Annotated in this window: 23 protein-coding genes and 1 tRNA gene; 8 read left to right on the forward strand and 16 right to left on the reverse strand. The window is 48.9% G+C overall.

Features of this window, described 5'->3' with window-relative positions:
• Positions 1-11: 11 nt before the first annotated feature.
• The 3 genes from bioD to ACYVAM_RS14860 form a co-directional block, all read right to left on the reverse strand.
• Entirely contained in the window at positions 12-632 is a 621-nt protein-coding gene (gene bioD, locus ACYVAM_RS14850) for a dethiobiotin synthase (protein WP_461068246.1), read from the reverse strand.
• Positions 625-1,815, reverse strand: coding sequence for an aminotransferase class I/II-fold pyridoxal phosphate-dependent enzyme (locus tag ACYVAM_RS14855; protein ID WP_461068248.1), 1,191 nt, complete (start codon positions 1,813-1,815; stop codon positions 625-627). Before ACYVAM_RS14855 ends, bioD begins: the two co-directional genes overlap by 8 nt.
• Before the next feature lie 184 nt (positions 1,816-1,999).
• Positions 2,000-3,025 carry a zinc-binding dehydrogenase gene (locus tag ACYVAM_RS14860; protein WP_461068250.1) on the reverse strand — a complete coding sequence of 342 codons (1,026 nt, stop codon included), beginning with the start codon at positions 3,023-3,025 and terminating at the stop codon, positions 2,000-2,002.
• 78 nt (positions 3,026-3,103) lie between these two features.
• Between ACYVAM_RS14860 and ACYVAM_RS14865 the strand changes: the two genes are divergently transcribed.
• Together ACYVAM_RS14865 and ybeY are read left to right on the forward strand one after the other, a co-directional pair.
• Complete coding sequence (locus ACYVAM_RS14865) at positions 3,104-3,625, forward strand: GNAT family N-acetyltransferase (RefSeq protein WP_461068252.1); 522 nt, start codon at positions 3,104-3,106, stop codon at positions 3,623-3,625.
• A gap of 16 nt (positions 3,626-3,641) precedes the next feature.
• Positions 3,642-4,079, forward strand: a complete 438-nt coding sequence (gene ybeY / locus ACYVAM_RS14870; protein ID WP_461068254.1) for an rRNA maturation RNase YbeY — start codon at positions 3,642-3,644, stop codon at positions 4,077-4,079.
• Positions 4,080-4,115: 36 nt separating this feature from the next.
• Here ybeY and ACYVAM_RS14875 read toward each other — a convergent pair whose 3' ends face one another.
• Positions 4,116-4,910, reverse strand: coding sequence for an SDR family NAD(P)-dependent oxidoreductase (locus ACYVAM_RS14875; RefSeq protein WP_461068256.1), 795 nt, complete (start codon positions 4,908-4,910; stop codon positions 4,116-4,118).
• 358 nt (positions 4,911-5,268) lie between these two features.
• Here ACYVAM_RS14875 and ACYVAM_RS14880 point away from each other — a divergent pair, with 358 nt between their 5' ends.
• On the forward strand, positions 5,269-5,997 hold the full coding sequence (locus ACYVAM_RS14880) for a ferritin-like domain-containing protein (RefSeq protein ID WP_046578333.1): 729 nt from the start codon (positions 5,269-5,271) through the stop codon (positions 5,995-5,997).
• 14 nt (positions 5,998-6,011) lie between these two features.
• Complete coding sequence (locus ACYVAM_RS14885; RefSeq protein ID WP_461068259.1) at positions 6,012-6,821, forward strand: ferritin-like domain-containing protein; 810 nt, start codon at positions 6,012-6,014, stop codon at positions 6,819-6,821.
• Between the two features lie 79 nt (positions 6,822-6,900).
• Here the strand turns inward: ACYVAM_RS14885 and ACYVAM_RS14890 are convergent, their stop codons facing one another.
• On the reverse strand, positions 6,901-7,815 hold the full coding sequence (locus tag ACYVAM_RS14890; RefSeq protein ID WP_461068261.1) for a PfkB family carbohydrate kinase: 915 nt from the start codon (positions 7,813-7,815) through the stop codon (positions 6,901-6,903).
• 73 nt (positions 7,816-7,888) lie between these two features.
• The gene (locus ACYVAM_RS14895) at positions 7,889-9,085 is read right to left on the reverse strand and encodes a hypothetical protein (RefSeq protein WP_461068262.1); all 1,197 of its coding nucleotides are present in this window, start codon (positions 9,083-9,085) and stop codon (positions 7,889-7,891) included.
• A 221-nt stretch (positions 9,086-9,306) separates the two neighbouring features.
• Between ACYVAM_RS14895 and cysS the strand changes: the two genes are divergently transcribed.
• From cysS to ACYVAM_RS14910, 3 genes are all read left to right on the forward strand, one after another.
• Entirely contained in the window at positions 9,307-10,791 is a 1,485-nt protein-coding gene (gene cysS, locus ACYVAM_RS14900) for a cysteine--tRNA ligase (RefSeq protein WP_461068335.1), read from the forward strand.
• Between the two features lie 83 nt (positions 10,792-10,874).
• Positions 10,875-11,909 carry a M28 family peptidase gene (locus ACYVAM_RS14905; protein ID WP_461068264.1) on the forward strand — a complete coding sequence of 345 codons (1,035 nt, stop codon included), beginning with the start codon at positions 10,875-10,877 and terminating at the stop codon, positions 11,907-11,909.
• A 53-nt stretch (positions 11,910-11,962) separates the two neighbouring features.
• The gene (locus ACYVAM_RS14910; protein WP_461068266.1) at positions 11,963-12,343 is read left to right on the forward strand and encodes a hypothetical protein; all 381 of its coding nucleotides are present in this window, start codon (positions 11,963-11,965) and stop codon (positions 12,341-12,343) included.
• A gap of 83 nt (positions 12,344-12,426) precedes the next feature.
• Here ACYVAM_RS14910 and nadD read toward each other — a convergent pair whose 3' ends face one another.
• From nadD to ACYVAM_RS14945, 7 genes are all read right to left on the reverse strand, one after another.
• Positions 12,427-12,999 carry a nicotinate (nicotinamide) nucleotide adenylyltransferase gene (gene nadD / locus ACYVAM_RS14915; protein ID WP_461068268.1) on the reverse strand — a complete coding sequence of 191 codons (573 nt, stop codon included), beginning with the start codon at positions 12,997-12,999 and terminating at the stop codon, positions 12,427-12,429.
• Between the two features lie 94 nt (positions 13,000-13,093).
• Positions 13,094-13,693 carry a guanylate kinase gene (gene gmk, locus ACYVAM_RS14920; RefSeq protein ID WP_461068337.1) on the reverse strand — a complete coding sequence of 200 codons (600 nt, stop codon included), beginning with the start codon at positions 13,691-13,693 and terminating at the stop codon, positions 13,094-13,096.
• 94 nt (positions 13,694-13,787) lie between these two features.
• Positions 13,788-14,078, reverse strand: coding sequence for a hypothetical protein (locus tag ACYVAM_RS14925; protein WP_461068270.1), 291 nt, complete (start codon positions 14,076-14,078; stop codon positions 13,788-13,790).
• Between the two features lie 81 nt (positions 14,079-14,159).
• Complete coding sequence (locus ACYVAM_RS14930; RefSeq protein WP_461068272.1) at positions 14,160-14,855, reverse strand: sigma-70 family RNA polymerase sigma factor; 696 nt, start codon at positions 14,853-14,855, stop codon at positions 14,160-14,162.
• A 247-nt stretch (positions 14,856-15,102) separates the two neighbouring features.
• Positions 15,103-15,600, reverse strand: a complete 498-nt coding sequence (locus ACYVAM_RS14935; protein WP_461068274.1) for a hypothetical protein — start codon at positions 15,598-15,600, stop codon at positions 15,103-15,105.
• Positions 15,601-15,681: 81 nt separating this feature from the next.
• Positions 15,682-16,485: a (Fe-S)-binding protein gene (locus ACYVAM_RS14940; protein WP_461068276.1), complete on the reverse strand. Its 804-nt coding sequence runs from the start codon at positions 16,483-16,485 to the stop codon at positions 15,682-15,684.
• 98 nt (positions 16,486-16,583) lie between these two features.
• Positions 16,584-17,954, reverse strand: coding sequence for a 4Fe-4S dicluster domain-containing protein (locus tag ACYVAM_RS14945; protein WP_461068278.1), 1,371 nt, complete (start codon positions 17,952-17,954; stop codon positions 16,584-16,586).
• Positions 17,955-18,082: 128 nt separating this feature from the next.
• On the opposite strand from ACYVAM_RS14945, the gene ACYVAM_RS14950 reads away from it, so the two are divergent.
• Positions 18,083-18,158 (forward strand) — tRNA-Phe (locus tag ACYVAM_RS14950).
• A 256-nt stretch (positions 18,159-18,414) separates the two neighbouring features.
• Here ACYVAM_RS14950 and ACYVAM_RS14955 read toward each other — a convergent pair.
• The 3 genes from ACYVAM_RS14955 to ACYVAM_RS14965 form a co-directional block, all read right to left on the reverse strand.
• Positions 18,415-20,247, reverse strand: a complete 1,833-nt coding sequence (locus ACYVAM_RS14955) for a MutS-related protein (RefSeq protein WP_461068280.1) — start codon at positions 20,245-20,247, stop codon at positions 18,415-18,417.
• 136 nt (positions 20,248-20,383) lie between these two features.
• Positions 20,384-20,800 (reverse strand): Fur family transcriptional regulator, encoded by a 417-nt coding sequence (locus ACYVAM_RS14960; protein ID WP_461068339.1) that lies wholly within the window; start codon positions 20,798-20,800, stop codon positions 20,384-20,386.
• Positions 20,801-20,872: 72 nt separating this feature from the next.
• The gene (locus ACYVAM_RS14965; RefSeq protein ID WP_461068282.1) at positions 20,873-22,675 is read right to left on the reverse strand and encodes an ABC transporter ATP-binding protein; all 1,803 of its coding nucleotides are present in this window, start codon (positions 22,673-22,675) and stop codon (positions 20,873-20,875) included.
• Between the last annotated feature and the right edge of the window lie 14 nt (positions 22,676-22,689).

A 22,689-nucleotide genomic window follows, 5' to 3' on the forward strand; every position in this document is an offset into this window, starting at 1 on the left:
TTTCCAAAACCTTACAGGTCTAGTGTTAACGAACCAGCGTATTTTTTAATGACTTCCTTTGTTATAGTCTCCTCCTGCCCTATTCTCCCCAGGCAGGGCAAATCTGTGTAGTTTAAAATAAACGTCTCTGAAGTAGGTACAGTCGGGCCATTAAACAGAATACCGAGCAGCGGTATGTTGCGGCTTCGACACGCATCAACCGATAGAAGTGTATGGTTAATGCTACCCAGATAATTCCGCGATACCAGCACGACCGGGAAGCCTAATTTCTGCACCAGATCAATCGTCAGGTCATGGTTATTAAGTGGCACCATCAGGCCACCAGCTAACTCAATAATGAGCCTGTTCTGCGTTTTAGGCGGAGTGAGCGTATCCAGCTCAATGGTGATCCCGTCAATTTCGGCGGCTGCATGGGGCGACAACGGTTGGGTTAGCCGATATGCTTCGGGATAGAAATAAGACGTTGAATTACTGATTAACCGGCGCACCGTATCGGTATCAGAATCATCCAGCCCACCAGATTGAATTGGTTTCCAATAATCTGCCTGTAGTGCTTCAACCAGCACTGCCGAAGCCACCGTTTTCCCAATCTCCGTGCCAATTCCGGCAACAATCAGTGTCTGCTTATTCATTAGTTAAGTTATCCGCCAGGGCCGTTTGTAGGCTAGCCAGCAGTTTATCTATTTCGTTCGTTGTATTAAACGCGTGAACACAAAGGCGCAACCGCTCCTGCCCTGCCGGAACCGTAGGGCTCAGAATAGCCCGTACATCCAGCCCAATTCGTTGCGCTTCAGCCGCGACCGCCCGAGCCCGGTCATTTCCCGGAATAAGCAGGCACTGAATAGGCGACTGGCTATCGGTCCAGGTTGTACTGGGTAACACCTCGCCTACCCGTTGGCGGAAGTAAGCAAGTTGTTTGTGAAGTTGGTCGGAAGCGCCCGGATTCTGGCTTATATGCGCATGTGCACAGCGAATGGCCAGCAGGCTGTGAGGAGGCAGCGCAGTGGTATAAATAAAGGGACGGGCAAAATTGATCAGGTATTGCCGGAGTATAGCCGGTCCGACGATAGCCGCCCCATGAACGCCCAGCGCTTTTCCGAAGGTATGTACCCGGGCAAACACACGGTCCTGCAAACCCAGCGCCACGACTAACCCTTCTCCTTGCTGGCCATTGAGCCCGGACCCATACACGCCCGTTGCATGAGCTTCGTCTACGAGTAAAGCCGCCCCATATTGATCGCAAAGGTTAGCTAACTCAGTTAGCGGAGCCATGTCGCCGTCCATCGAATAAACGGACTCTACGGCCACGAAAATCTGGCCATCCTGCCGGGCTGCCTGTTGAAGCTTCATGGTCAAATCGGCCAGATCGTTGTGCTTGAATCGATCACGTGTGGCATAACTAAGCCGTGCTCCGTCGATCATACTGGCGTGGATCAGTTCATCTGTCAGCAGCGTATCACCCGCTTTCGGTAGGCAGGCCAGCAGGCCAATATTAGCGTCGTAACCGGAATTAAAAAGCAGGGCGGCTTCTGTTTGGTAGAATTGGGCCAGCTCCTGTTCTACCTCGTCGGCTAACCTTGTTTGACCCGCCAGTAAGCGCGAACCCGTAGCCCCCGTGCGCACATTGTCGCTTTGACGATCCGCTTGCTGAATAGCTTGTCGAAGAGACGCAGACCGGGCAAAACCCAGATAATCGTTGGAACAAAAGTCAACAAACTCATCGGCCGTTCGGAGTTGCCGTAGCAAGCCCGCCTGTTGATAAGCCACCAATCGTTCCGATAACGTTTGATTTATGGAGTGCGTTACTGTAAGCATAGTCACAAAGGTAAAACGCGCAACAGGAAGGGTTGACTACAATTTACCATCAATCGCGAAAATGTGCGTAAGTACCTAGTTATCCACAATCGAGTTGTGGATAACTATGAATTAAAGGCCTGTTTCTCAGAAAATATAGATGAATTAGGGCTAAAACCTACGTATAGATTAACTTACTAAGTCGTTACCCATTTACTTTAAGAATTATTTTCCCAAACTGTCGGCCTGAATCCATCTTTTTCATGGCTTCGTCAATCTCATCGAGCGGCAAAACCTCATCCACAACAGGCACAATTTTTTGTGCATCGACAAACGAGAGCATGTCCGCAAACTCGCGTTCGGTACCCATCGTTGACCCGAAAATAGATAGTTGTTTGAAAAATACTTTTGGCGGAATAATATCGGTAATGTTTCCGGTTGTTCCCCCAAAGAAGGCAATTCGTCCGCCCGGCGCTGCCATGTCAATCAACTTAGCAAAACCGGGGCCACCCGCACTGTCAATAATAACATTGAAATAGCCATTGCGGCCTCCACCCGTCTGGCTCATGAGCGTTTTAGCCCAGTCTGGGTCACGGTAATTGATTCCGCCGGTAGCACCCAATGCCTTTGCTTTTGCCAGTTTTTCGTCAGAGCCCGATGTTACCCAAACTTCGGCGCCGACTCCTACGGCAAATTGTAACGCAAACAGAGCGGCTCCGCCACCAATACCCGTAATAAGCACCTTTTCGGGTGTGCCGGATGTATGCAGGGCCGCCCGCGTCATCAGCGCCCGCCAGGCAGTCAGGCCCGCCAATGGAAGAGCAGCTGCCTGCTCGAATGATAAATGTGCAGGCTTGGGATGAATATAGGCCTTATTGACCACCAGGTATTCGGCGAAAGTGCCATGGGTAGGCATACCCAGGATTTGGAAATCAGGCCCGTAAAATCCCGGATTATCACCCCAGTACATAGCCGGGTTAATAATAACGGCCTGCCCGCGCCAGGCTGCATCTACGCCCTCACCAACGTCCATCACAACCCCCGCACCGTCGGAACCCAGAATAGCGGGCAACTTGATACCCGGATATAACCCCTGCTGAATGAAGACATCTCGGTGGTTCAAAGCCGCAGAATCTATGTTAATAAGAACTTCGCCGGGCCCGGCAGTCGGCATGGGGGCATCAATACGTTGTACCGGCTGGTTCTTTTCGGCAAGCAAAATTGCTTTCATGAGCTAAAACGTAAACTGGGAGATGAATTTAGAACGAAATACCTGACTTTTGTGCAGATTAAACAACGCTAGCCAGGAATGATAACGTATCGAAAGGCAGGTATTGATGATATGGAGTCTATTGCTCAACTCCATAGCCTTAGCTGGCAGCAAAACTACAGAGGTATTTGGAAAGATGAATTTCTGGACGGTGGTGTACTCGAAAACCGGCGCTCGGTTTGGCAGCATCGTCTGAGTCAGCCAGCAGCGAATCAGCATGTTATTGTTGCAGAATATAACCAGTCAATTTGTGGGTTTGCTTGTGTATACGTGGATCACGATGCCATTTGGGGAACATTACTCGATAACCTGCACGTTCTTAAAAGCCAGAAAGGGCAGGGAGTCGGTACGCATCTTATCAAATCGGCCGCTCGTTGGGCGGCCTCTATAAATCCAGATTCGGGTTTTTATTTGTGGGTACTGCCGCAGAATGCCAGTGCCCGAAAATTTTACGAACGCTTAGGCGCCATCAACCATGAACTGGTTTCTCTGGAGAGCCCGGACGGCAGTCGATCAGACGCTTGCCGGTATGTATGGCCCACTATAAATGCATTACTTTAATAGACGACCATCACTTATGATTCGTTTTTTTAACGAGGACGTTCCCTACAAACTTCTTCAGAAGCGGGTAATTTCCCAATGGCTGAAACAACAGGCCGCCCTGGAAGGCTATACCATTGGCGACTTAAACTACGTTTTTTGCTCCGACGAGCACGTGCTACAGGTCAATCGGGATTATTTGCAGCATGATTACTACACCGACATTATCACCTTTGATCAAAGCGAAGAGGAAGACATTCTGGAGGGTGATATCTTCATTAGCGTTGATCGGGTAGCCGATAATGCCCGGCAATTAGCCATCGCCCCCGAGCAGGAAATGCGTCGGGTACTGGCCCACGGCATGCTACATCTGTGTGGTTACGGCGACAAAACAGATGAAGAAGAAGCCCAAATGCGTGCTAAAGAGGATGAATGGCTAAAGCAATTCCAGCAGATGTCAGCCAAGAAGGAATAACATCTGATTTGGGCTAACAAATTGTCTAACAAGCATTTACCCTGCCGTCATACCTCCATCTAACTGAATCGCCTGGCCTGTACAAAAGGTGTTTTCAGTAGAACAAAGCCACAGAATTGTCTGAGCAATTTCTTCCGGTTGTCCGAAACGGCCCATAGGAATCATCCGGCGCATGCGTTCCTCCATGCCGGGCGCTGTTGTGATAAGCTCGTCGACCATAGTAGAATGAGTATAAACCGGGCAAACGGCGTTAATACGAATATTTTGCCGTACATATTCCAGCGCAGCTGTTTTCGTCAAGCCAATGACAGCGTGTTTGGCAGCACTGTAGGGAGCTCCCATTGGCATGCCCCGAACCCCGGCAATACTGGATACATTCACGATTCGCCCGCCCGTTACAGACCCATCGGCATTCGATTTATCGGCGACCTGCTGAGCGAGCATTTGCCGTATCTGCGCCTGCATACCATAAAACACACCCCCAACATTAATGGCCATCATCTGGTCGAAATCGCTCGGCGTCTGCTCGATTAACCGCCCATATTTCCCACCGATACCCGCGTTATTTACGGCGATATCCAATCGGTTGAAGGCTTTAACGGTCTGCCTGATGGCAAATTCAATCTGTTCAGGATCAGCCACATCGCACCGGACAAACAGCGCTTCCGCGCCCAGCTGTTGAATTTGTTCAACCGTTTCCTGGCCATTCGTTTCGTTTATTTCGGCAACCACTACCCGAGCCTTAGCTCCAGCAAAAGCTCGCGCTGTGGCCCGCCCAATACCTGACCCGGCCCCCGTAATGAAGGCAACCTGATTCGTAAAATCCGCCATCTTACTATTCTGCTATTGACTATAGTTTAAACCCAAATTAACGGTATTTATAACTAACTCGTATTCTTCTAAAAACGTATACTATTCACGATTGCGACTATAAGCTTGAAACAACCATTTGTGAAGCGCCATTATAAGTATCCATATGTCCTTACTTTATTAATTTACATTTTGTCTTTTTCTATGAACATTTAAAATTATTATATCATAATTAGCTGAATATCAACAATATGACATAACAGTCATTATCATTTAAAATCGTTTAGCAATTATTAAAAATCTCTATTTTCATGGTTCGCGTAGATATGAGCGTCTTGGTTGACAAATAGCCAGGCTTACACTTAACTAGTTATACTCAATGGAAAACGTTACAAATCGGCCTGAGACGACAACTTCGGAGGCCGCTGCCAGCCGTCGGTCGTTTCTGCGAGTAGCAGGAGCAGCAGCCGTAACAGGTGGCTTGCTAACAGCTTGCTCCAATGCGGATCAAACTTCTGTAGTACCTGCTAGTGGCGCTCGTGCCGCTGGTCCAATGGTTTCATTACCAACAGGAGACAATGGTATCCTTGGCTTTGCTTATGTACTGGAACAGCTTGAAGCTGCTTTCTACGAAATGGTGCTTGCCAAACCTTACCCAAACATGTCATCGGCGGATCAAATGTTGTGGATGGATATCCGTGGCCACGAAATTATCCACCGCGCCCTTTTCAAAGCTGCGGTTGGTGCTTTGGTACCACAATTGACATTCGACTTCTCGAGCATCGACTTTAACAGCCGTGCCTCTGTATTAGGTGCTGCCGAAGCGTTCGAGAAAGTAGGCGTAGGTGCTTATAACGGCGCTGGTAAGTACATCAAAAATGCAGATTATCTGACACTGGCCGGTAAAATTGTCTCGGTTGAGACTCGCCACCATTCGATCCTGCGTGAATTGCAATACCCTCATTCAGATGCGTTTGCTGGCCCAACGATCGTCACGAGCGATACCGGTCTGCACCTTGCTTACGAGCCAACGTTCGTATTGCCAATCGCACAGAAATACATCTTTGAAACAATCGACGCAAGCGCATTAGTAAGCAGCCTCGCATAAACCACTCAACTCCAATGAACTTACAGAACATACTTAGCGAAATTGAGAAAGTGGATGGCGAGATTTTTGATCGCTTAGCCCACGTCTCGCGTCGGGGTCTATTTAGCTCCCTAACAAAGAAAACTATTGCCGCAGCTGCTCCAGCTATTATGGCTTCTGCACTGACGACGGCTTATGGCCAGTCGAGCTCGCTGCCACAGGGTGTAAAAGATGTGCTTAACTTCGCGCTCACGTTAGAGTATCTGGAGTACCGCTTTTATGACGCAGGCCGTAACCTGTCGATGATCCCAAACAACTACAAAGCTGCGTTTGAACTGATCCGTCAGCACGAACAGGTGCACGTACGTTTGTTAAAATCAGTTCTTGGCGCTGAAGCTGTAGCTGAACCTAAGTTTGACTTCTCGGCGAAAGGTACCTTCACCGATACGTTCAGCAACTTCGCTACATTCTCGGCCATTGCTCAGACATTGGAAGACACAGGCGTTCGCGCTTACAAAGGTCAGGCCCCTAACTTGATGCCAGCACCCGCCATTCTGCAGGTTGCGCTTCAAATTCACGCTACCGAAGCCGCTCACGCAGCAAACGTACGGTATATGCGGGGTCAGAAAGGATGGATCACGGGTGGCACTGCCGCTTTGCAAGGTCTTCCTTTAGTTGTAGAAGGCAACTATAAAGGTGAGGAAAACCTGACGCAGGCTGGTGTAAACCTGGCAACAGCACTGGCTGGCGATTCGCGCGTCACGGCTGAAATGGTTAGCCAGGCGTTTGATGAACCACTCAGCAAATCTGACGTTCTGGCGCTTGTTACGCCTTTCCTGGCCTAATTGAGCCAACTAGTATCATTAACAAACGAAGAAGCCGCAGGTCAGATGACCTGCGGCTTCTTCGTTATAGTGACAGACTTTATAAACCAAAAGCAGATAGCGTTACGAACTCGTTTACGCGCTCTTTGATTTCCTCCTGTGTTAGATTCATGATTCGTTCGGCGCCAAACTTCTCGACACAAAACGATGCCATGGCTGAGCCATAAATGATTGCCCGCTTCATGTTATCGAAGGAAATATCATCCGTTTGTGCCAGATAGCCAATAAAACCACCCGCAAACGTATCGCCCGCTCCGGTTGGGTCGAATACTTCCTCGAGTGGAAGCGCCGGCGCAAAGAATGTTTTCTCCTCGCTGAACAACAGAGCTCCATGCTCACCTTTTTTGATGATGACGGTTTTAGGCCCCATCGTCTTGATTTTTGCCGCAGCCTTTACCAACGAATATTCTCGTGTTAACTGGCGGGCTTCTTCGTCGTTAACGACCAGCACATCGACCAGCTTAAGCAGGCTCATCAGGTCGGGGTTGGCGATTTCGATCCAGAGATTCATGGTGTCCAGCACGATCAGTTTAGGCCGTTCGTTTAAGCGCTCAATGACCATTTGCTGAATAGAGGGTGCCGTGTTTCCCAGCATCAGGTACGTACAATCCTGATACGATGCGGGAATTTTCGGGTCGAAATCTTCCATTACGTTCAGTTGTACTTCCACCGTATCGCGGGTGTTCATGTCGTTATGGTACTTACCCGACCAGAAGAACGTTTTCTCCCCCACCCGAATTTCTAATCCATCGGTATTGATGCCGTGCTGATTGAGACCATCGATCATTGTCTGAGGGAAATCGTCGCCGACAACAGCCACCAGATTATTTTCCTTCGTGAAGTACGAAGCCGACAGGGTGATATAAGTAGCGGCTCCACCAATAATTTTGTCGGTTTTGCCAAATGGGGTTTCCAGGGCATCGAATGCGACGGAACCAACGGTAAGTAAGCTCATTTTTGCAGTTTGTGGTTTGTGGTTTGTGGGTATTTGCTCAGGCTGCGAACAATGAACCACAAACCGGTTAACTTCACTTCTTTCGCCCTATCACGGGGCAACGTTTGAAGGGTTTTGTTTCGTCGAATAATTTGCGGTAGGTAATGTGCGTCTTCACAATCTTCGAGCCTAACTGACTCACAAACCGCACCATAATCGGGTTGAAATCACCTACCCAGTTCATTTCCAACTCCGTATACTGGAAGTTAGGGTTGTTGTCGGCTTCATGGGGCATGCGCAAGGCAATGGCGGCCTCGACGCCCTTTCCCTGATGCTCGGGGGCCACGCCAAACACGACACCAAAGGCCTTATGATTAGTCTTCAGTAAAATATGCCACAGAAACTTCAGCTTACCCAATAAGTCCAACTTACCGTTTACGTGTTTGAATACCTGATTGAGTTCGGGCAAACAAACAAAGAAAGCAACGGGCTCGCCCTGATAGTAAGCAAAATAGATAATTTTTTCGTCGATCACGGGCTTTAGCTTCTGCATGAGCAACTGCGCCTGTGCGGCCGACATTTCCTTTACGCCACTGTGCCCACCCCAGGCGGCATTATAAATATGCCTGAACTGTTCAGCGGCTGCGGGCAACTGCTTTTTATCAATCGTGCGAAAGGTATAATCCGGATTTTGAAAGATGCGTTGAGCCCGGTCTTTCACGGCCTGCGACATGTCTACCAGTTTCGACCAGGTGGTCGGAATGCCAAATGTATATTGCTTAAAATAGTCCTTAAACCCGTAATTCTCGAAGAAAGGAATGTAATACGCTTTGGTATACGGCATACAGTAGTTGGGTTCTCTGTCGAATCCATCCACCAGCAGCCCCCACCAGCGGTCGCGGTCGCCAAAATTAATAGGCCCGTCCATCGCTTCCATTCCCCGGCTTTGTAGCCAGGCTTTTCCGGCATCGAATAGCTTGAAAGCAGCCGTCTGGTCATCGATGCACTCAAAAAAACCTACTCCGCCCGTGGGCTGGTCATTGTCCAGATTGGCAATTTCATGGTCGATAAAAGCGGCCAGGCGACCAATGGTTTCCCCTTTGTCGTTTAGCAGCAGATACCGAACACACTCGCCATGCTCAAACCGCTTGTTGCGTACGGGATCGAACACTTCTTCGACATCGGCATCCAGTGGCCTGATCCAGCAGGAGTCAGCACGATAGAGACGTACGGGAAACTGAATGAATTCTTTCTTATATCGGGCGTTTTCGCCTACCTCAACTACCTGCATTTCAGAACCGGAACGGGTCTATTATCAAAACAAAATGCGAATATAGCCAAAACCATCCGGGCTACCGTTTTCCGACGAACAATCCCTAACTTTGGGCGCTTGTTTTTACCTGTCCCGGGGCAAGCCGCCACCCGAAGGAATCCCCTTCGAAAGTAGACAGGTAAATGCAGAAAGACTCCTCCTTCGTCGAATCAGGCGAATGGAACATGACTAAAAATAGAATGCAGCCACTTCAGGTATATAATACCCTATCGCGCAAAAAAGAACCGTTTGAGGCACTTAATTCCCCCTATGTGGGTATGTATGTCTGCGGCCCTACAGTCTATAACTATGTTCACCTGGGCAATGTCCGTACATTCTTGACCTTCGACACGCTGTATCGCTACCTGACATTCATCGGGTACAAGGTGCGCTACGTCCGTAACCTTACCGACGTAGGACACCTGGTGGGCGATGGTGATGAGGGAGAAGATAAAATTGGCCGGATGGCTAAGTTGGAAAAGGTAGAGCCCATGGAAATTGTGCAGCGCTTCACGAATGATTTTCATACCGTGATGGCGCAGTTCAATACCATCCCGCCCAGTATCGAACCAACGGCAACGGGCCATATGGTCGAGCAGATCGAAGCCGTTCAGGCATTGCTGGAAAATGGACTGGCGTATGAATCAAACGGCTCGGTTTATTTTAACATTGAAGAATATAACAAGCGGGGTGGCAACTATGGCAAACTGTCTGGCCGAATTTTGGACGATTTACTCAATGAAACCCGTGAGTTGGACGGGCAGTCAGAAAAGCGCAGCCCGCTTGATTTTGCCATCTGGAAAAATGCTTCTCCCGAACACCTAATGCGCTGGAACTCGCCCTGGGGCGAAGGTTTCCCCGGCTGGCACCTGGAGTGTACCTGCATGAGTACAAAGTACTTAGGCAAACAGTTTGATATTCACGGGGGCGGTATGGACCTAAAGTTTCCCCATCATGAATGCGAAATTGCGCAGGGCGATGGTCTGACGGGCATTGATCCGGTTCGGTACTGGATGCACTCCAACATGCTGACCGTGAATGGGCAGAAAATGTCGAAGTCATTGGGAAATTCGTTTCTACCGTCAGAACTTTTTGCAGGTAGTCATTATCTGCTCGAACAGGCTTATAGCCCCATGACGGTACGCTTCTTTATGCTCCAATCGCACTACCGCAGCACGCTCGACTTCTCGAACGATGCGCTCAAAGCAGCTCAAAAAGGCTACCGGCGGCTGGCCAATGGCTTGCGGGTTGTGAAATCGATGACCTATTCAGCTGATGAAGGAGCCGTTAACGCAGCCAAACAGCAAGAGATTCAGCAGGCCGTTCAACAGTTTTATGACGCCATGAATGACGACCTCAACACGGCCGTTGGCATTGCGCAGTTGTTTACCCTGCTGAAGTACATCAATATGCTTTACCTCAACCAGCTCCAGGCGTCGGCACTGGGCGAAGAGGTCTTTACGTTACTAAAGGAGTCGTTCATCACGTTCATGCAGGACGTGCTTGGCTTGCTCGAAGAAGGAACCGACAATCAACCTGTACTGGAAGGCTTGCTAACCCTCTATCGTGAGTATAAGGAACAGCGGCAATACGACAAGGTAGACCAGATCCGGTCGTATTTTAAAGCACAGGGACTGGCCATTAAAGATATGAAACATCAGATCGACTGGGCCTACGAAGAGTAGTGTTCAGCATCTGGGCCAAGCTCCAGCTTGGCCTGAGTGTAAAAATGACGGGCAAATCTGGAGATTGGCCCAGACTTACCTGAATGAATAAATCGTATTATTTTCTTATTCCAGCCCTGTTACTGCTGTCAGCGGGGGCCTGTCGAACCAAGCAATCGCAAAACGAGGCTACTCAGACGACTGAGCAACCGGCTACGGCTACTGTTTCGGCCCCAGCGTTTAACGCTGATTCCGCCTATAGCTATGTCGATCGTCAGGTGTCCTTTGGACCACGAGTACCCAATACCCCCGCTCACGTGCAAACGGGAAATTATCTGGCTGCCAAGTTGAAGCAGTTTGGTTGTGAGGTAACCGAGCAGTCCTTTGTGGCAACCACCTGGGATGGCAAGAAACTGAACGCCCGTAACATTATTGGCAGTATAAATCCCAAGGCAACCAAGCGTATTGTACTGGCCTCGCATTGGGACTCGCGCCCGCACGCCGATCAGGATGCGGATGTGGCCGATCAAAAGAAACCAGTCACGGCGGCTAATGACGGGGCCAGTGGTGTCGGGGTTTTACTCGAACTGGCGCGTACCATCCAGCAAAGCCAAACAAAACCAACCGTGGGTATCGACATTGTTTTCTTCGACGCCGAAGATTGGGGAAATGGGGAAAAAGCCAGCAACGATTTTGAGAAAGAAAGCGGCAACCAGTTCGACTACATTGGTTTCTGTCTGGGATCACGCTATTGGGCCAAAAACCTTCATAAGCCGGGCTACTCAGCCTATTACGGTATTTTGCTGGACATGGTTGGTGCCAAGGGGGCTACTTTTGCCAAAGAAGGGCTTTCCATGCAATTTGCGCCGACGGTTGTTAACAACGTTTGGCAAACGGCCAGCCGAGCAGGCTATAGCCAGTATTTTGTCGATACGCCCGGTGGCCAGATCACTGACGACCATGTAGCACCCAATACAATTGCCAAGATTCCGATGATTGACATCATTCACACGAACATCGGCACGGGCGGCTTCTTCCCTGCCTGGCACACCGCAGAAGACAATATGAGCAACATTGATCGGGGAACGCTTAAGGCAGTCGGCCAAACGCTGCTTCAGGTTCTCTATAACGAGCAGTAATGAATAACCAAAGGCCCCGATTACTTGGGGCTTTTTTGGTCAATCAACAGACTATGAAACGTTTATACGCATTACTTGCGGCTGTGCTGGTTAGTAGTTGTACGCCAGTACCTGACCAGTTTGGCAAGCTGAATCTAAAGAAATGGCGCGGAGATCGGGGCGGGTGCAATGGCGTTCGGGGAACCCTCGAACCCGATTTTAGAGCCGAGATTCAAAACCTGAAAGGCAAAACCGCGAATACGATTGGCGAATTACTCGGCCGCCCTGATGTCAATCAGATTGCCGACCGGAACCAAAAATTCTACATTTATTTCCTTGAAAAAGGCCCCCATTGCGATCAACCCGGTGGCAAGTCAATGAGCCGGTCGGTGGCTATCCGGATGAGTGCCATTGGTCTGGCCACCGAGATTACATTCCAGAACGGGATTCCATGAAACGAATTCATGTACTTTATATACCCACGGGCTTTAGCCCGTGCTTGCACCGATAAAAATACGGGCTAAAGCTCGTAGGTACATTATATATAAAACTTTTTCCGCTCGATCATTTCCTCGACTACATCCGGAACCATGTATCGAATAGAGCGGTTGGCCCGAATACTATCCCGAATAAACGTCGCTGAAATATCCAGCAAAGGCGCTTCCACCAACCGAACATTTGGGTGCGTTTTAAACGCACTTTCTTTACTTTTCGGTCGCGGATATACGTACAGACCGTAGTATTCCAGGATTTTATCGTAGTTTTTCCAATTGGCAAACTGCTCCAGATTATCTTCCCCCATAATCAACCGAAACGTATGCTGCGGGTATTTTTCGCTAAGCCGCGTCAATGTATCGATGGTATAGCTGGGCTTAGGCATCGAAAATTCAATATTTGTCGCTTTTAAACGGCTATTGTCAGCGATGGCCCGTTCAACCATGTCCATCCGGTCGAACTCATGCAGCAGGCTTTTGGTCTTCTTGAAGGGATTTTGGGGAGACACCACAAACCATACCTGTTCAAGATCGGTTGTGGTGGCCATCGTGTTGGCAATGATCAGGTGACCAACATGAATAGGGTTAAAGGAGCCAAAAAATAAGCCGATTTTCATAGGCGTGAGGAGCAGCGAGTCATGAACAAGAGTGGATTACCGTTTAGGGCTGACGCCCGTCGTATACACGCTTACTTATTCACTCCCAATACGGTTAGATTATTGTCCCTTTTGACGGCACCTTATTTTCATTCACAAAATCATCGACCAGCTTCTGGGCTTTCTTCAATGATGTTTCCAGATCGTCATTCACCAGAATGACGTCGAAACGATCCTGAAAACTCATTTCAAAGTGGACCTTAAAGAGTCGCTTAGATAAGCTTTCTTCGGTTTCCGAGCCTCGGCCAATCAGGCGCTGGCGAAGCGTTTCTTCATCCGGCACTTTCACGAAAACGGCCAGTGCTTTATCGCCATAGTATTCTTTCAATTTTAAGCCGCCCTGCACATCCACATCGAACAACACATGCTTTCCACTGTCCCAAAGCCGCTGAATTTCAGATTTCAATGTGCCATAGAAAGCGCCTACATACACTTCTTCCCATTCGACAAACTCGTCCAGGTCAATCTTGTGCTTAAATTCTTCTGGCGTCAGGAAGTAGTAATCTTTACCATTTTCTTCGGCCCGGCCCCGGCGATCGCGCGTGCAGGCCGAAATAGAAAAGCCAAGATTTGCCTTTTCGGCTAGTAAATGTTTGACAATGGTCGTCTTGCCCGAGCCGGAAGGGGCAGAAAAAATAATGAGTTTACCGTCCACGGTCGTGTTGGATTGGGTGGGTATATAAAAAATTGGGGTAATTAAGGGTGCCATGAGCATTACCCTAATTACCCCAACTGAACGCGTTTGCTACTTAACTGAACGTCAGAATTTTGGTTTTGATCCTTTCCACGAGTTGGTCGGGGCAGCACTTCTTTTCTATTCGTTTTGTCAATAACTCTTTGACCTCTTTTTCGAGGTGATACATTTGGATACACGGTTGGCAGGATACCAGATTTGCTTTCAATCGGGCGAGTTGCTGTTCTGTGGCTTCCCCATCCAAAATCAATTGGATCATCTTCAGGCAGTCAGCCTGGTGGCTGCAATGTTCTTTCATCTCGGGCTTCGCATCTGATGAAGATGAGGGTGACAATGACGTTTGCATTGGAAAAATTTAATTTATTCCAAGAATAATAATACCGTTAAGTTATTAGCAGAACCAATATAGAGTTATAAAAAGTTCGGTTTATTCTTCACTTTCTTCTTTATAACCCATTGAAGATGCGTAATCACGCAATTTTTCTTTTAAGAGGTTACGAGCCCGGTGCAAACGTGACCGTACGGTTCCTATTGGAATATCCAGAATCTTAGCCATTTCTTCATACGTGAATCCTTCGATGTCACACAGAATAATAACCGTCCGGAAATCAACCGGCAACGAGTTCAGCGCTGTTGCCACTTCATCGCCAATTAAATCGGAAACAGACTCAGCCCGTAGGTCGACTGTATGTTCAGATTCAGCATCTTCAGAGTTATAGGTCGTCTCAACGTCCTGATAATCTACTTTAGCTGGCTCTTTACTTTTTTTCCGGTAATCATTAATGAAGCTGTTCTTCAGAATTCGAAACAGCCATGCTTTGGCGTTAGTTCCTTGTTCAAATGACGAAATAAACCTGAATGCCTTTAAATAAGTATCCTGCACCAAATCATTGGCATCGTCCTCATCGGTCGTCAGCCGAAAGGCAAAGTTGTACATGGAGTCGATGTGAGGCATGAACTCCTTATTGAAAACCTGATATTTCTGCTCGTCCGTGTACCGGCGAGCGGGTGTATCAGCCGAGGGCTGTTCAACGGGATCTCCGTCTGGTAACAATTGGTCCGAGCCAGCGTCCTGGTCGTCGCGAGTTGGCGTATCTGACATAACTTCGGGTATAGTCGCCATAAAAGTAAGAGTAAATTGCCGTTTACCGTCGGCAGAACCTAACGAATTCAATAATTATGAAAACCTATTCGCTAAGCCTTATCTGAAGTTGACTGCAAAAATCAATCCTTTGTTCAAAAAAAAGGTTTAAAATCAGGCTACTATGACGATTTGGCAGTGAACGTTTCAACAGGTACCAACGTTAAAGCCGATCAATCGCCCCAACCAAGGAAGCAATTGACCGGCTTTACTTACTTAAATTCTTATTCTAAGCAGGTATAAATTTAAAATAGCGCTTTAACCACGAATCAGCAGCCCGAATCCGCCAATCTGACAAAAGCTCAGCTTTCGTTTTGACTAATGTATTGAATACGGGTGTATCGGGTGTCAGTGTGCCATCGGCGACAGCCGCTTTAAGCGTCGGTAAAGCGAACGTCAGTACTGATCCATCCGTCGCCTGTATAGCTACGCTGCGATCAAAAAAGTCAGCGGCTATTTGCCGGCCAATTTCCTGTACGGTTCGCACCGAAGCATCGATCGAGCAACCACTCGGAGAGGAATAATCTTCATCGACACCAACAATCACAAACCGGTTCTCGACCACATGCGCCGAAGCCAGCAATGGCTGGCCGTGGGCTGCCCACTGGCCTAAGGCCGACCGTAGTGATTCGTCAATCGTCTTCACCTCGCCCTCGGACAAAGGGCGGTCTGCCTGATACACCCAGATGCGGGCCGTGTCAGGCAATTTGTCAAAATCAATGTACATCGGTCAATGATGAATTAGTAATGATACCGTATGAATGATGTTTCGCTTGAAATAATTCATCGCTCAGAAGGCATCATTAAATTAAAGTCCCTGGCCCTGGGCAATGAGTTCCGAAATATCATACACCCGGACAGAGTCTTCCTTGTTTTTGTTCTTGACACCGTCAGACATCATGGTCATACAGAACGGGCAGGCAACGGCAATGGTATCGGCACCCGTGCTGAGCGCTTCCTCTACCCGTTCGACGTTCACGTCTTTCTTACCCGGTTCTGGCTCTTTAAAGTACTGCCCTCCACCGGCACCACAGCAGAGCCCATTTGCCCGTACGCGCTTCATCTCTACTAAGTCGGCATCCAGGGCCGCCAGGACCTCGCGGGGCGCTTCATACACCTTATTGGCTCGGCCCAGGTAGCAGGAGTCATGAAACGTGATCCGACGGCCTTTGAACGACTCACCGTCCTTAACCCGAACGCGCCCTTCGTTGATAAGACCCTGCAAAAACTGGGAATGGTGAATCACTTCGTAATTACCGCCCAGTTTAGGATACTCGTTTTTGAGCGTATTGAAACAGTGCGGACAGGCTGTTACGATTTTCTTCACGTTGTAGCCGTTCAGAATCTGAATATTGGACATTGCCTGCATCTGAAACAGAAACTCGTTTCCAGCCCGACGAGCCGGATCGCCCGTACAGCCCTCTTCCGGCCCTAATACGGCAAACTTAATGCCTACATGGTTCAGGATGCGAACGAAGGCAATGGTTACCCGTTTGTAGCGATCATCGAACGAGCCAGCACAGCCGACCCAAAACAGAATCTCTGGTTCTTCGCCCGAGGCAGTTATATCGGCCATGGTGGGCACTTTATATGTTTTTTCCGTTGTAGACATTGATAGTATGTTTTCGGTATTGGGTTTATGGTTTATGGTGGGCTGATATATGAGCAACCGATGCGTCGGGCCACCGTAAACCATAAACCCTAACTCTGTTAATCATTTACCTGATCAGCCCAATTGAACCGGTCACTTGGTGAGAATTTCCAGGGAGCCATGTTGTTTTCTATATTGCTGAACATGGCATTCCAGGAGGCTGGCGCTTCAGACTCCTCCATGACCCGATACCGGCGCAATTGAAGAATGATGTCCAGCGGATTGATGTTAATCGGGCAGGCCATTACACAAGCCTGGCAGGTGGTACAGGCATTCAGCTCTTCAGCCGTAATGTAATCGTTCAACAGTGATTTATCATCCCGATAGTCATTCCCCTTTTCTTTCCAGCCCCGTTGAATGTCTTCAAGCCGATCACGCGTATCCATCATGATTTTACGGGGCGACAATTTTTTACCCGTAATATTGGCTGGACAGGCCGACGTACAACGTCCGCACTCCGTGCAACTATAGGCATTCATCAGGTTTATCCATTTCAGGTCCTGCACGTCTTTGGCGCCGAATCGTCCAATTTCAGCCGGCTGCTGGCCATTGTCATTCGGCTGCGAACCATCGGCCTCGGTAGTAACCGGCAAGCCAAGCGCAAGCTGAACTTCTTTAGTAATTTCGGGCATGTTCTGCATTTTCCCTTTCGGTTGGAGATCCGAGAAGTAGACGTTCGGGAAGCCCAGGGCGATGTGCAGGTGCTTGGAATAGGTCACGTAGATGGCAAACGCCAGAATGCCCAGAATGTGAAACCACCAGGCAATGCGTTCATAAACGACCAAAGCCGTGTCGCTGAAATTTGTGAAAAGTGGTTTCAGGTATTGGCTAATGATAAAATCAGGCACAATGCCTTTCAATTCGCCATAATGGCCAACGCCACGATCGCGCAGAACGCTGTCCGATGCATTCCAGGTCAGAAAGGCAATCATCAGCAGAATTTCAGCGATTAGAATGATGGCGGCATCAACCTGGGGCCAACGAGCCATTTCGCGGTGGCGTTCGGGTTGAAGGCGGGCCACTTTAACAACAAATCGACGGCACAAAAAAACGACGCATACAGCCAGTACGCCAAAAGCCAGTACCTCAAATACGTCAATCAGAATTGGGTAAATGGGTGTGATGTAAGGCGCAAACAGACGGTGCGTACCCAAAACGCCATCCAGAATAATTTCCAGTATCTCAAGATTGATGATGATAAACCCGGCATAAATGACGAAGTGCATAACCCCAACCAATAAGTTGGTAAACATCTTCTTCTGACCGAACGCCACGAGCAGCATTGTTTTCAACCGTTCGCCGGCATGATCAGACCGATTTTCGGGTCGACCGAGGTTAATAGCCCGGGAAATGAGTCGGATTCGCTGCGTAATGTACCAGGCTACGGCGACTAAAGCTGCGACAAACAAAATTTGCTGAAAAATTTCCATTCGATTAAAGTGACTTACTGCCCCTGAAAATCAACCGATTGACAAAGGCGCTATAACTTTATTAAAAATATTTTAGTAAATGTGTTGCAAAAAGCCGGGGAACGCCTACTTTTGCACCCACGTTTCAGGGTGATGTAGCTCAGTTGGTAGAGCAAAGGACTGAAAATCCTTGTGTCGGCGGTTCGATTCCGTCCATCACCACCACCCTAACGCAAGCCTTCTCAATTGAGAAGGCTTTTTTTATGCACCATGTTATCAAAAGCTTATGTCTGTCAGTCATTTACTTCACTTAGCTATTAACAGTATGCATGCATACTATTTTCCTGACAGCAAATATACTGTTTTCACTATAGCTAACAAGGGGTTCTTGGGGTTGTTTTGGATTTAGCCCAGATATATCTGCGTAATTACAGTATATGATCCGTATGAATAGAGCGGTCCTTTTACACGCACACAGACTCTATTTTTGAACGGCATCCATTTCAATACCGATTGCCCGCATAAGTTGGCTGGCATTGAAACTCTTACAAATGCCATCGCGGAGTTTATAATCAAACACCAACTCGCCGTTGTTGAGATCAGACTGAAAATGATAATTACGGACGAATCCATCCGCGTCGGATAGCTGGCCTAACTCGAGATCATGCGTCGAGACGAAGCCAGAAGCTGTCGTTCGATGTAATTGACGAATGAGGGCTTCTGCCCCGCGGTGACGATCAGCCGAATTTGTTCCTTTTAAAATCTCGTCAAGAAAATAAAGGACAGGCAGCTCTTTGATGCCAGACGAGGCCTTTACCTGGTTAGACCCCGTCAAACCAATGAGTGTTTGAAGGCGCTTAAGCTCGGCGTAGAATGACGATGTGCTTTCTTCGAGTGAGTCCTGTGTGCGCATACTCGTAAATACCTGCACAGGCGAACACCTGAACCGCTCGGCCCGAACGACAGCCCCGGCAAGCGCCAGCACGACGTTAGTGCCTACTGTGCGCAGAAATGTGCTCTTACCCGACATGTTGGAGCCGGTAATCAAGATCGTTCTACCAGAACCTCGTAGCACAAGCGAATTGGCAACGCTGTTATTTGGGGCTAACAGCGGGTGTGCAGCCGACGCCATTTCTAGCACAAACTGATCGTCGACAATGTCGGGTATGGTGTAGGTCGGATGGGCATAGGCGAAGCCCGCCAGACTGTTCAGAGCTTCCAGTTCGCCGAGTGCCTCGAACCAGTAGCTGAGCGATGGCCCATAGGTTTTTCGCCAGTTTTCGAGCCGGAGCAGGTAGTGAATATCCCAGAGTGTCGCTACACCGAAAAAAAGAAAGAAATAGGGATTTCGTCGGTAGTTTAATCCTTCCGTGAGTTGGCCTAGCTGGCCAATCGCTTCAGAAGCTGATTTTTCGTCAGTTGTCAGGGCCTTTCGGATAGCCTGCAGCCGGACGGCTTCGCCTTTGAGCTGTTCGGCCTGACTAAACAAGGATCGGTATGCTTTCAGCGCTGTTGACATCTCAAACGTTTGTTCGCTCACCTCCTGAGCCCGCGCTGACGTTTGACTCAGCACGATGCCGTGAACCGCCAGAGCCAGTAATATGGTTACTCCCGGAACATAGCCAATCAGCCAGGCGATGAACAAGCTTAGGGTGATGGCTGGAAAAAGGAACCGGACAACTGTCAGATAAATCGGTACAGGCGCTACTTCAGCCGTGATCCATTTGATGAGCGCATCGGGCGATTGGCTGATTGTTGATTCGATATAAGCCAGCGCTTCAAACTCCTGGCGCCAGTCAATCATTGGTTTTAGCTCCGCTGAAGCTTCCTGACGGAGCCGGATGGAATCGGACCCCGACGGGGTTTTGAGCCACGTAGCGAGCCGTTTCTGACCACCATAGGTATGGGTTCTGTTAAGAAGCCTGAAGAGAGAGTGTTTGCCGAACACATCCAGGTCACCTGTGTAATAGTGTGTAGGACTCGTGAACTGCTCACCCGTTTCGGGACGTACATAGTGGCGTTTAAGCCGGGCCGATTCGTCCTGATTAATGAACGACAACTGATGGTTCAGGTCTCGCTCATACCGAATGCGCTGATGCTGTTTCAGCAAAACCAAAAAACCAATCAACCCCACTAGTAAGGTACCGACTGCTGCGAGCTGCTGATCCAGCCGGATCAGTAACCAAACGGCAACCACACTTCCGACGAACCAGACAAGCCGCCAGAACGCCAATTGGTTGTATTTCCGTTGGGCAACCTGCTCCTTTTGATTAAACTGTTGCTGACGTTCGAGAAAAGTGGTTTCGGGATTCATTCTGCTATTGTCATGCTGACGAAGCCGGGCGGCCGGTGCCGAAGCATTTTAAAGTTGGCAATCACTAGTCTTTATGCTACCGAAGATTCTTCGGCACCGGCCGCCCGGCTTCGTCAGCACGACAATAATGAGTCAATTACTTATTGCAACCCTGACAGACGCCCTGGATGAGCAGATTCATTTCCTTCCGGTTATATCCTTCCGGTAATGCAATGGATGGAATACTGACTTTATCCAGGCAGGTCGTTTGTCCGCAGGTTTCACATTTAAAATGCACGTGATCATGATGATGATGACCAGCGGAACAATTGTCGCGGCATAGGGCATACTTTGTCCCTCCTTCGTCGTCCAGGACTTTGTGCAACAAGCCCTTGTCCAGGAATGTCCGCAGCGTTCTGTAGATCGTTACCCGGTCATGATCGGGACCAAGGCCATTTTCAACATCGTTGTGCGCCAGCGCGTGACCCGCGTTCAGAAACAAATCAAGCACCTCCTCCCGGCCATTCGTATGGCGGAGGTTGAAGTTTTTCAACGTTTTGGAAGCAGGAGTCATTTTATTGAAGAGTTTGTGATTCATGGTTTGTGGTTTGTCGATACAGACGACAAACCACAAACCATGAACTTATTATTCTGTCGTCTCAAACTGCAATTTAACCAGATTGGCGTAGATACCATCTTCTTGGGTTGCCAGCTCATCGTGCTTACCCGACTCGGCAATTTGCCCTTCGCGCATGACGTAGATCATATCCACTTTGCGGATCGTGGCCAGCCGGTGTGCAATAATGATCGTTGTCCGGTTCTGCATCAGCACGTCCAGCGCTTCCTGCACCAAACGCTCCGATTCAGCATCGAGCGAACTTGTTGCTTCGTCCAGAATCAAAATTGCCGGATCTTTCAGGATGGCGCGGGCAATCGCGATTCGCTGCCGCTGGCCACCCGACAGTTTAACACCCCGTTCGCCAACAACAGTCTGCAGGCCTTCGGGAAAGGAATCGATGAACTGAAGGGCATTCGCTTTCCTGGCGGCTTCGCGAACTTCGGCTTCCGACGCGCCGGGTTTACCATATTGAATATTTTCCAGAATGGTACCGCCAAAAAGCATCACTTCTTGAGGTACCACAGCAATGTTCTTTCTTAATTCAGTTACGTTAAAACTCGACAAATCACGATTATCGACCGTAATCTGGCCACCACCAATTGGATAGTACCGCATCAGCAACTGCACAATGGTCGATTTGCCAGCGCCACTTTGCCCAACCAAGGCAATTTTCCGACCAGCGGCTACATCGAGCGAAATACCTTTCAACACCGGCACGTCTGGGCGGGAAGGATAGGAGAACCGGACATCGTTGAACTGTACACGCCCATGTACCGGAACAAACAAAGGTGTTTCTTCTTCGGCATTGACTTCGGATGGTTCCTCCAGAATTTCCAGAATCCGCTCCGATGAGCCAATCGTCCGTTGCAGCTGAGCGTACAAATCGCCCATACCCGCTACCGAGCCACCAATAAATGTCGTGTAAACGATAAATGTCAGTAGGTCGGCAAATGGCATTTCGTTGGACATCACCAGCGAACCGCCATACCATACCACGCCAATGATACCGCCAAAGAGCGCGAAAATGACGAATGAGACAAATACACCCCGGAAGCGGGCCGCGTGTAAGGCAGTGTTGACAACAAGCTGTAAAGCATTGCCATAACGGTTAATTTCTAGCTTTTCGTTGGTAAATGCCTTGACCACATTGACCGATTGGAGGGTTTCTTCAACTATGATGTTGGCCTGCGCCAGCAAATCCTGCGCTTTCTTCGACAGCTTCCGAATAAACCGGCCAAAAAACATGGCCGCCACGATGATAACCGGGAAGGTCGCCAGCATGAAGAGTGTCAATTTCCAGGAAACGTAGAAAATAATGGCCGTACCGATCGTCAGCGTACCCACCTGCCGGAACAATTCAGCTACGGTCAGCGTCAGCACATCCTGCAATTGCGAAATATCGGCCGAGATCCGGCTCGTCAATTCGCCTACACGCCGTTGCTCGAAAAAGGGAATCGGTAACGTGATAATTTTACTGTAAGCCGCCCGTCGTACATCGGCCATGGCCCGTTCGCTCACCTGCGAGAAAAAATAAATCCGAAAGAACGAGAAAAGAGCCTGTGCAATGAGCACCCCCACAAAGAACAGCGTAACCTGATTCAATGTGTAGGCAGATTTCCCCTGAATCACACTGGTAATCTGCCCGATGAGTAACCCAAAACTCATGGTTGTGCCCGTTGACAAGATCAAAAACACAAACCCAATTATGTACTGAACCCGATAGGGTTTCACAAACCGAAAGATGCTGACGGCTTTTTTAAACCCATCGCGACTGAATTTCTTCTTGTCTTCCTCGTTGGCTTCTGCGCCAAAATTTCCTCTTTTTGCCATTAGTTTGGTTGACT

It is taken from the genome of Spirosoma horti (assembly GCF_054776595.1).

What these genes read in the sequence shown, in the direction of transcription:
- ACYVAM_RS14855 (WP_461068248.1), bottom strand. Translation starts at nt 1,815, where the DNA reads ATGCTTACAGTAACGCACTCCATAAATCAAACGTTATCGGAACGATTG.
- nadD (WP_461068268.1), bottom strand. Translation starts at nt 12,999, where the DNA reads ATGAAAATCGGCTTATTTTTTGGCTCCTTTAACCCTATTCATGTTGGT.
- ACYVAM_RS14875 (WP_461068256.1), bottom strand. Translation starts at nt 4,910, where the DNA reads ATGGCGGATTTTACGAATCAGGTTGCCTTCATTACGGGGGCCGGGTCA.
- bioD (WP_461068246.1), bottom strand. Translation starts at nt 632, where the DNA reads ATGAATAAGCAGACACTGATTGTTGCCGGAATTGGCACGGAGATTGGG.
- ACYVAM_RS14955 (WP_461068280.1), bottom strand. Translation starts at nt 20,247, where the DNA reads ATGAATCCCGAAACCACTTTTCTCGAACGTCAGCAACAGTTTAATCAA.
- ACYVAM_RS14890 (WP_461068261.1), bottom strand. Translation starts at nt 7,815, where the DNA reads ATGAGCTTACTTACCGTTGGTTCCGTCGCATTCGATGCCCTGGAAACC.
- ACYVAM_RS14905 (WP_461068264.1), top strand. Translation starts at nt 10,875, where the DNA reads ATGAATAAATCGTATTATTTTCTTATTCCAGCCCTGTTACTGCTGTCA.
- ybeY (WP_461068254.1), top strand. Translation starts at nt 3,642, where the DNA reads ATGATTCGTTTTTTTAACGAGGACGTTCCCTACAAACTTCTTCAGAAG.
- ACYVAM_RS14885 (WP_461068259.1), top strand. Translation starts at nt 6,012, where the DNA reads ATGAACTTACAGAACATACTTAGCGAAATTGAGAAAGTGGATGGCGAG.
- ACYVAM_RS14865 (WP_461068252.1), top strand. Translation starts at nt 3,104, where the DNA reads ATGATAACGTATCGAAAGGCAGGTATTGATGATATGGAGTCTATTGCT.
- ACYVAM_RS14880 (WP_046578333.1), top strand. Translation starts at nt 5,269, where the DNA reads ATGGAAAACGTTACAAATCGGCCTGAGACGACAACTTCGGAGGCCGCT.
- ACYVAM_RS14945 (WP_461068278.1), bottom strand. Translation starts at nt 17,954, where the DNA reads ATGGAAATTTTTCAGCAAATTTTGTTTGTCGCAGCTTTAGTCGCCGTA.
- ACYVAM_RS14860 (WP_461068250.1), bottom strand. Translation starts at nt 3,025, where the DNA reads ATGAAAGCAATTTTGCTTGCCGAAAAGAACCAGCCGGTACAACGTATT.
- cysS (WP_461068335.1), top strand. Translation starts at nt 9,307, where the DNA reads ATGCAGCCACTTCAGGTATATAATACCCTATCGCGCAAAAAAGAACCG.
- ACYVAM_RS14935 (WP_461068274.1), bottom strand. Translation starts at nt 15,600, where the DNA reads ATGTACATTGATTTTGACAAATTGCCTGACACGGCCCGCATCTGGGTG.
- ACYVAM_RS14930 (WP_461068272.1), bottom strand. Translation starts at nt 14,855, where the DNA reads ATGGCGACTATACCCGAAGTTATGTCAGATACGCCAACTCGCGACGAC.
- ACYVAM_RS14925 (WP_461068270.1), bottom strand. Translation starts at nt 14,078, where the DNA reads ATGCAAACGTCATTGTCACCCTCATCTTCATCAGATGCGAAGCCCGAG.
- ACYVAM_RS14895 (WP_461068262.1), bottom strand. Translation starts at nt 9,085, where the DNA reads ATGCAGGTAGTTGAGGTAGGCGAAAACGCCCGATATAAGAAAGAATTC.
- ACYVAM_RS14910 (WP_461068266.1), top strand. Translation starts at nt 11,963, where the DNA reads ATGAAACGTTTATACGCATTACTTGCGGCTGTGCTGGTTAGTAGTTGT.
- ACYVAM_RS14965 (WP_461068282.1), bottom strand. Translation starts at nt 22,675, where the DNA reads ATGGCAAAAAGAGGAAATTTTGGCGCAGAAGCCAACGAGGAAGACAAG.
- ACYVAM_RS14940 (WP_461068276.1), bottom strand. Translation starts at nt 16,485, where the DNA reads ATGTCTACAACGGAAAAAACATATAAAGTGCCCACCATGGCCGATATA.
- ACYVAM_RS14960 (WP_461068339.1), bottom strand. Translation starts at nt 20,800, where the DNA reads ATGACTCCTGCTTCCAAAACGTTGAAAAACTTCAACCTCCGCCATACG.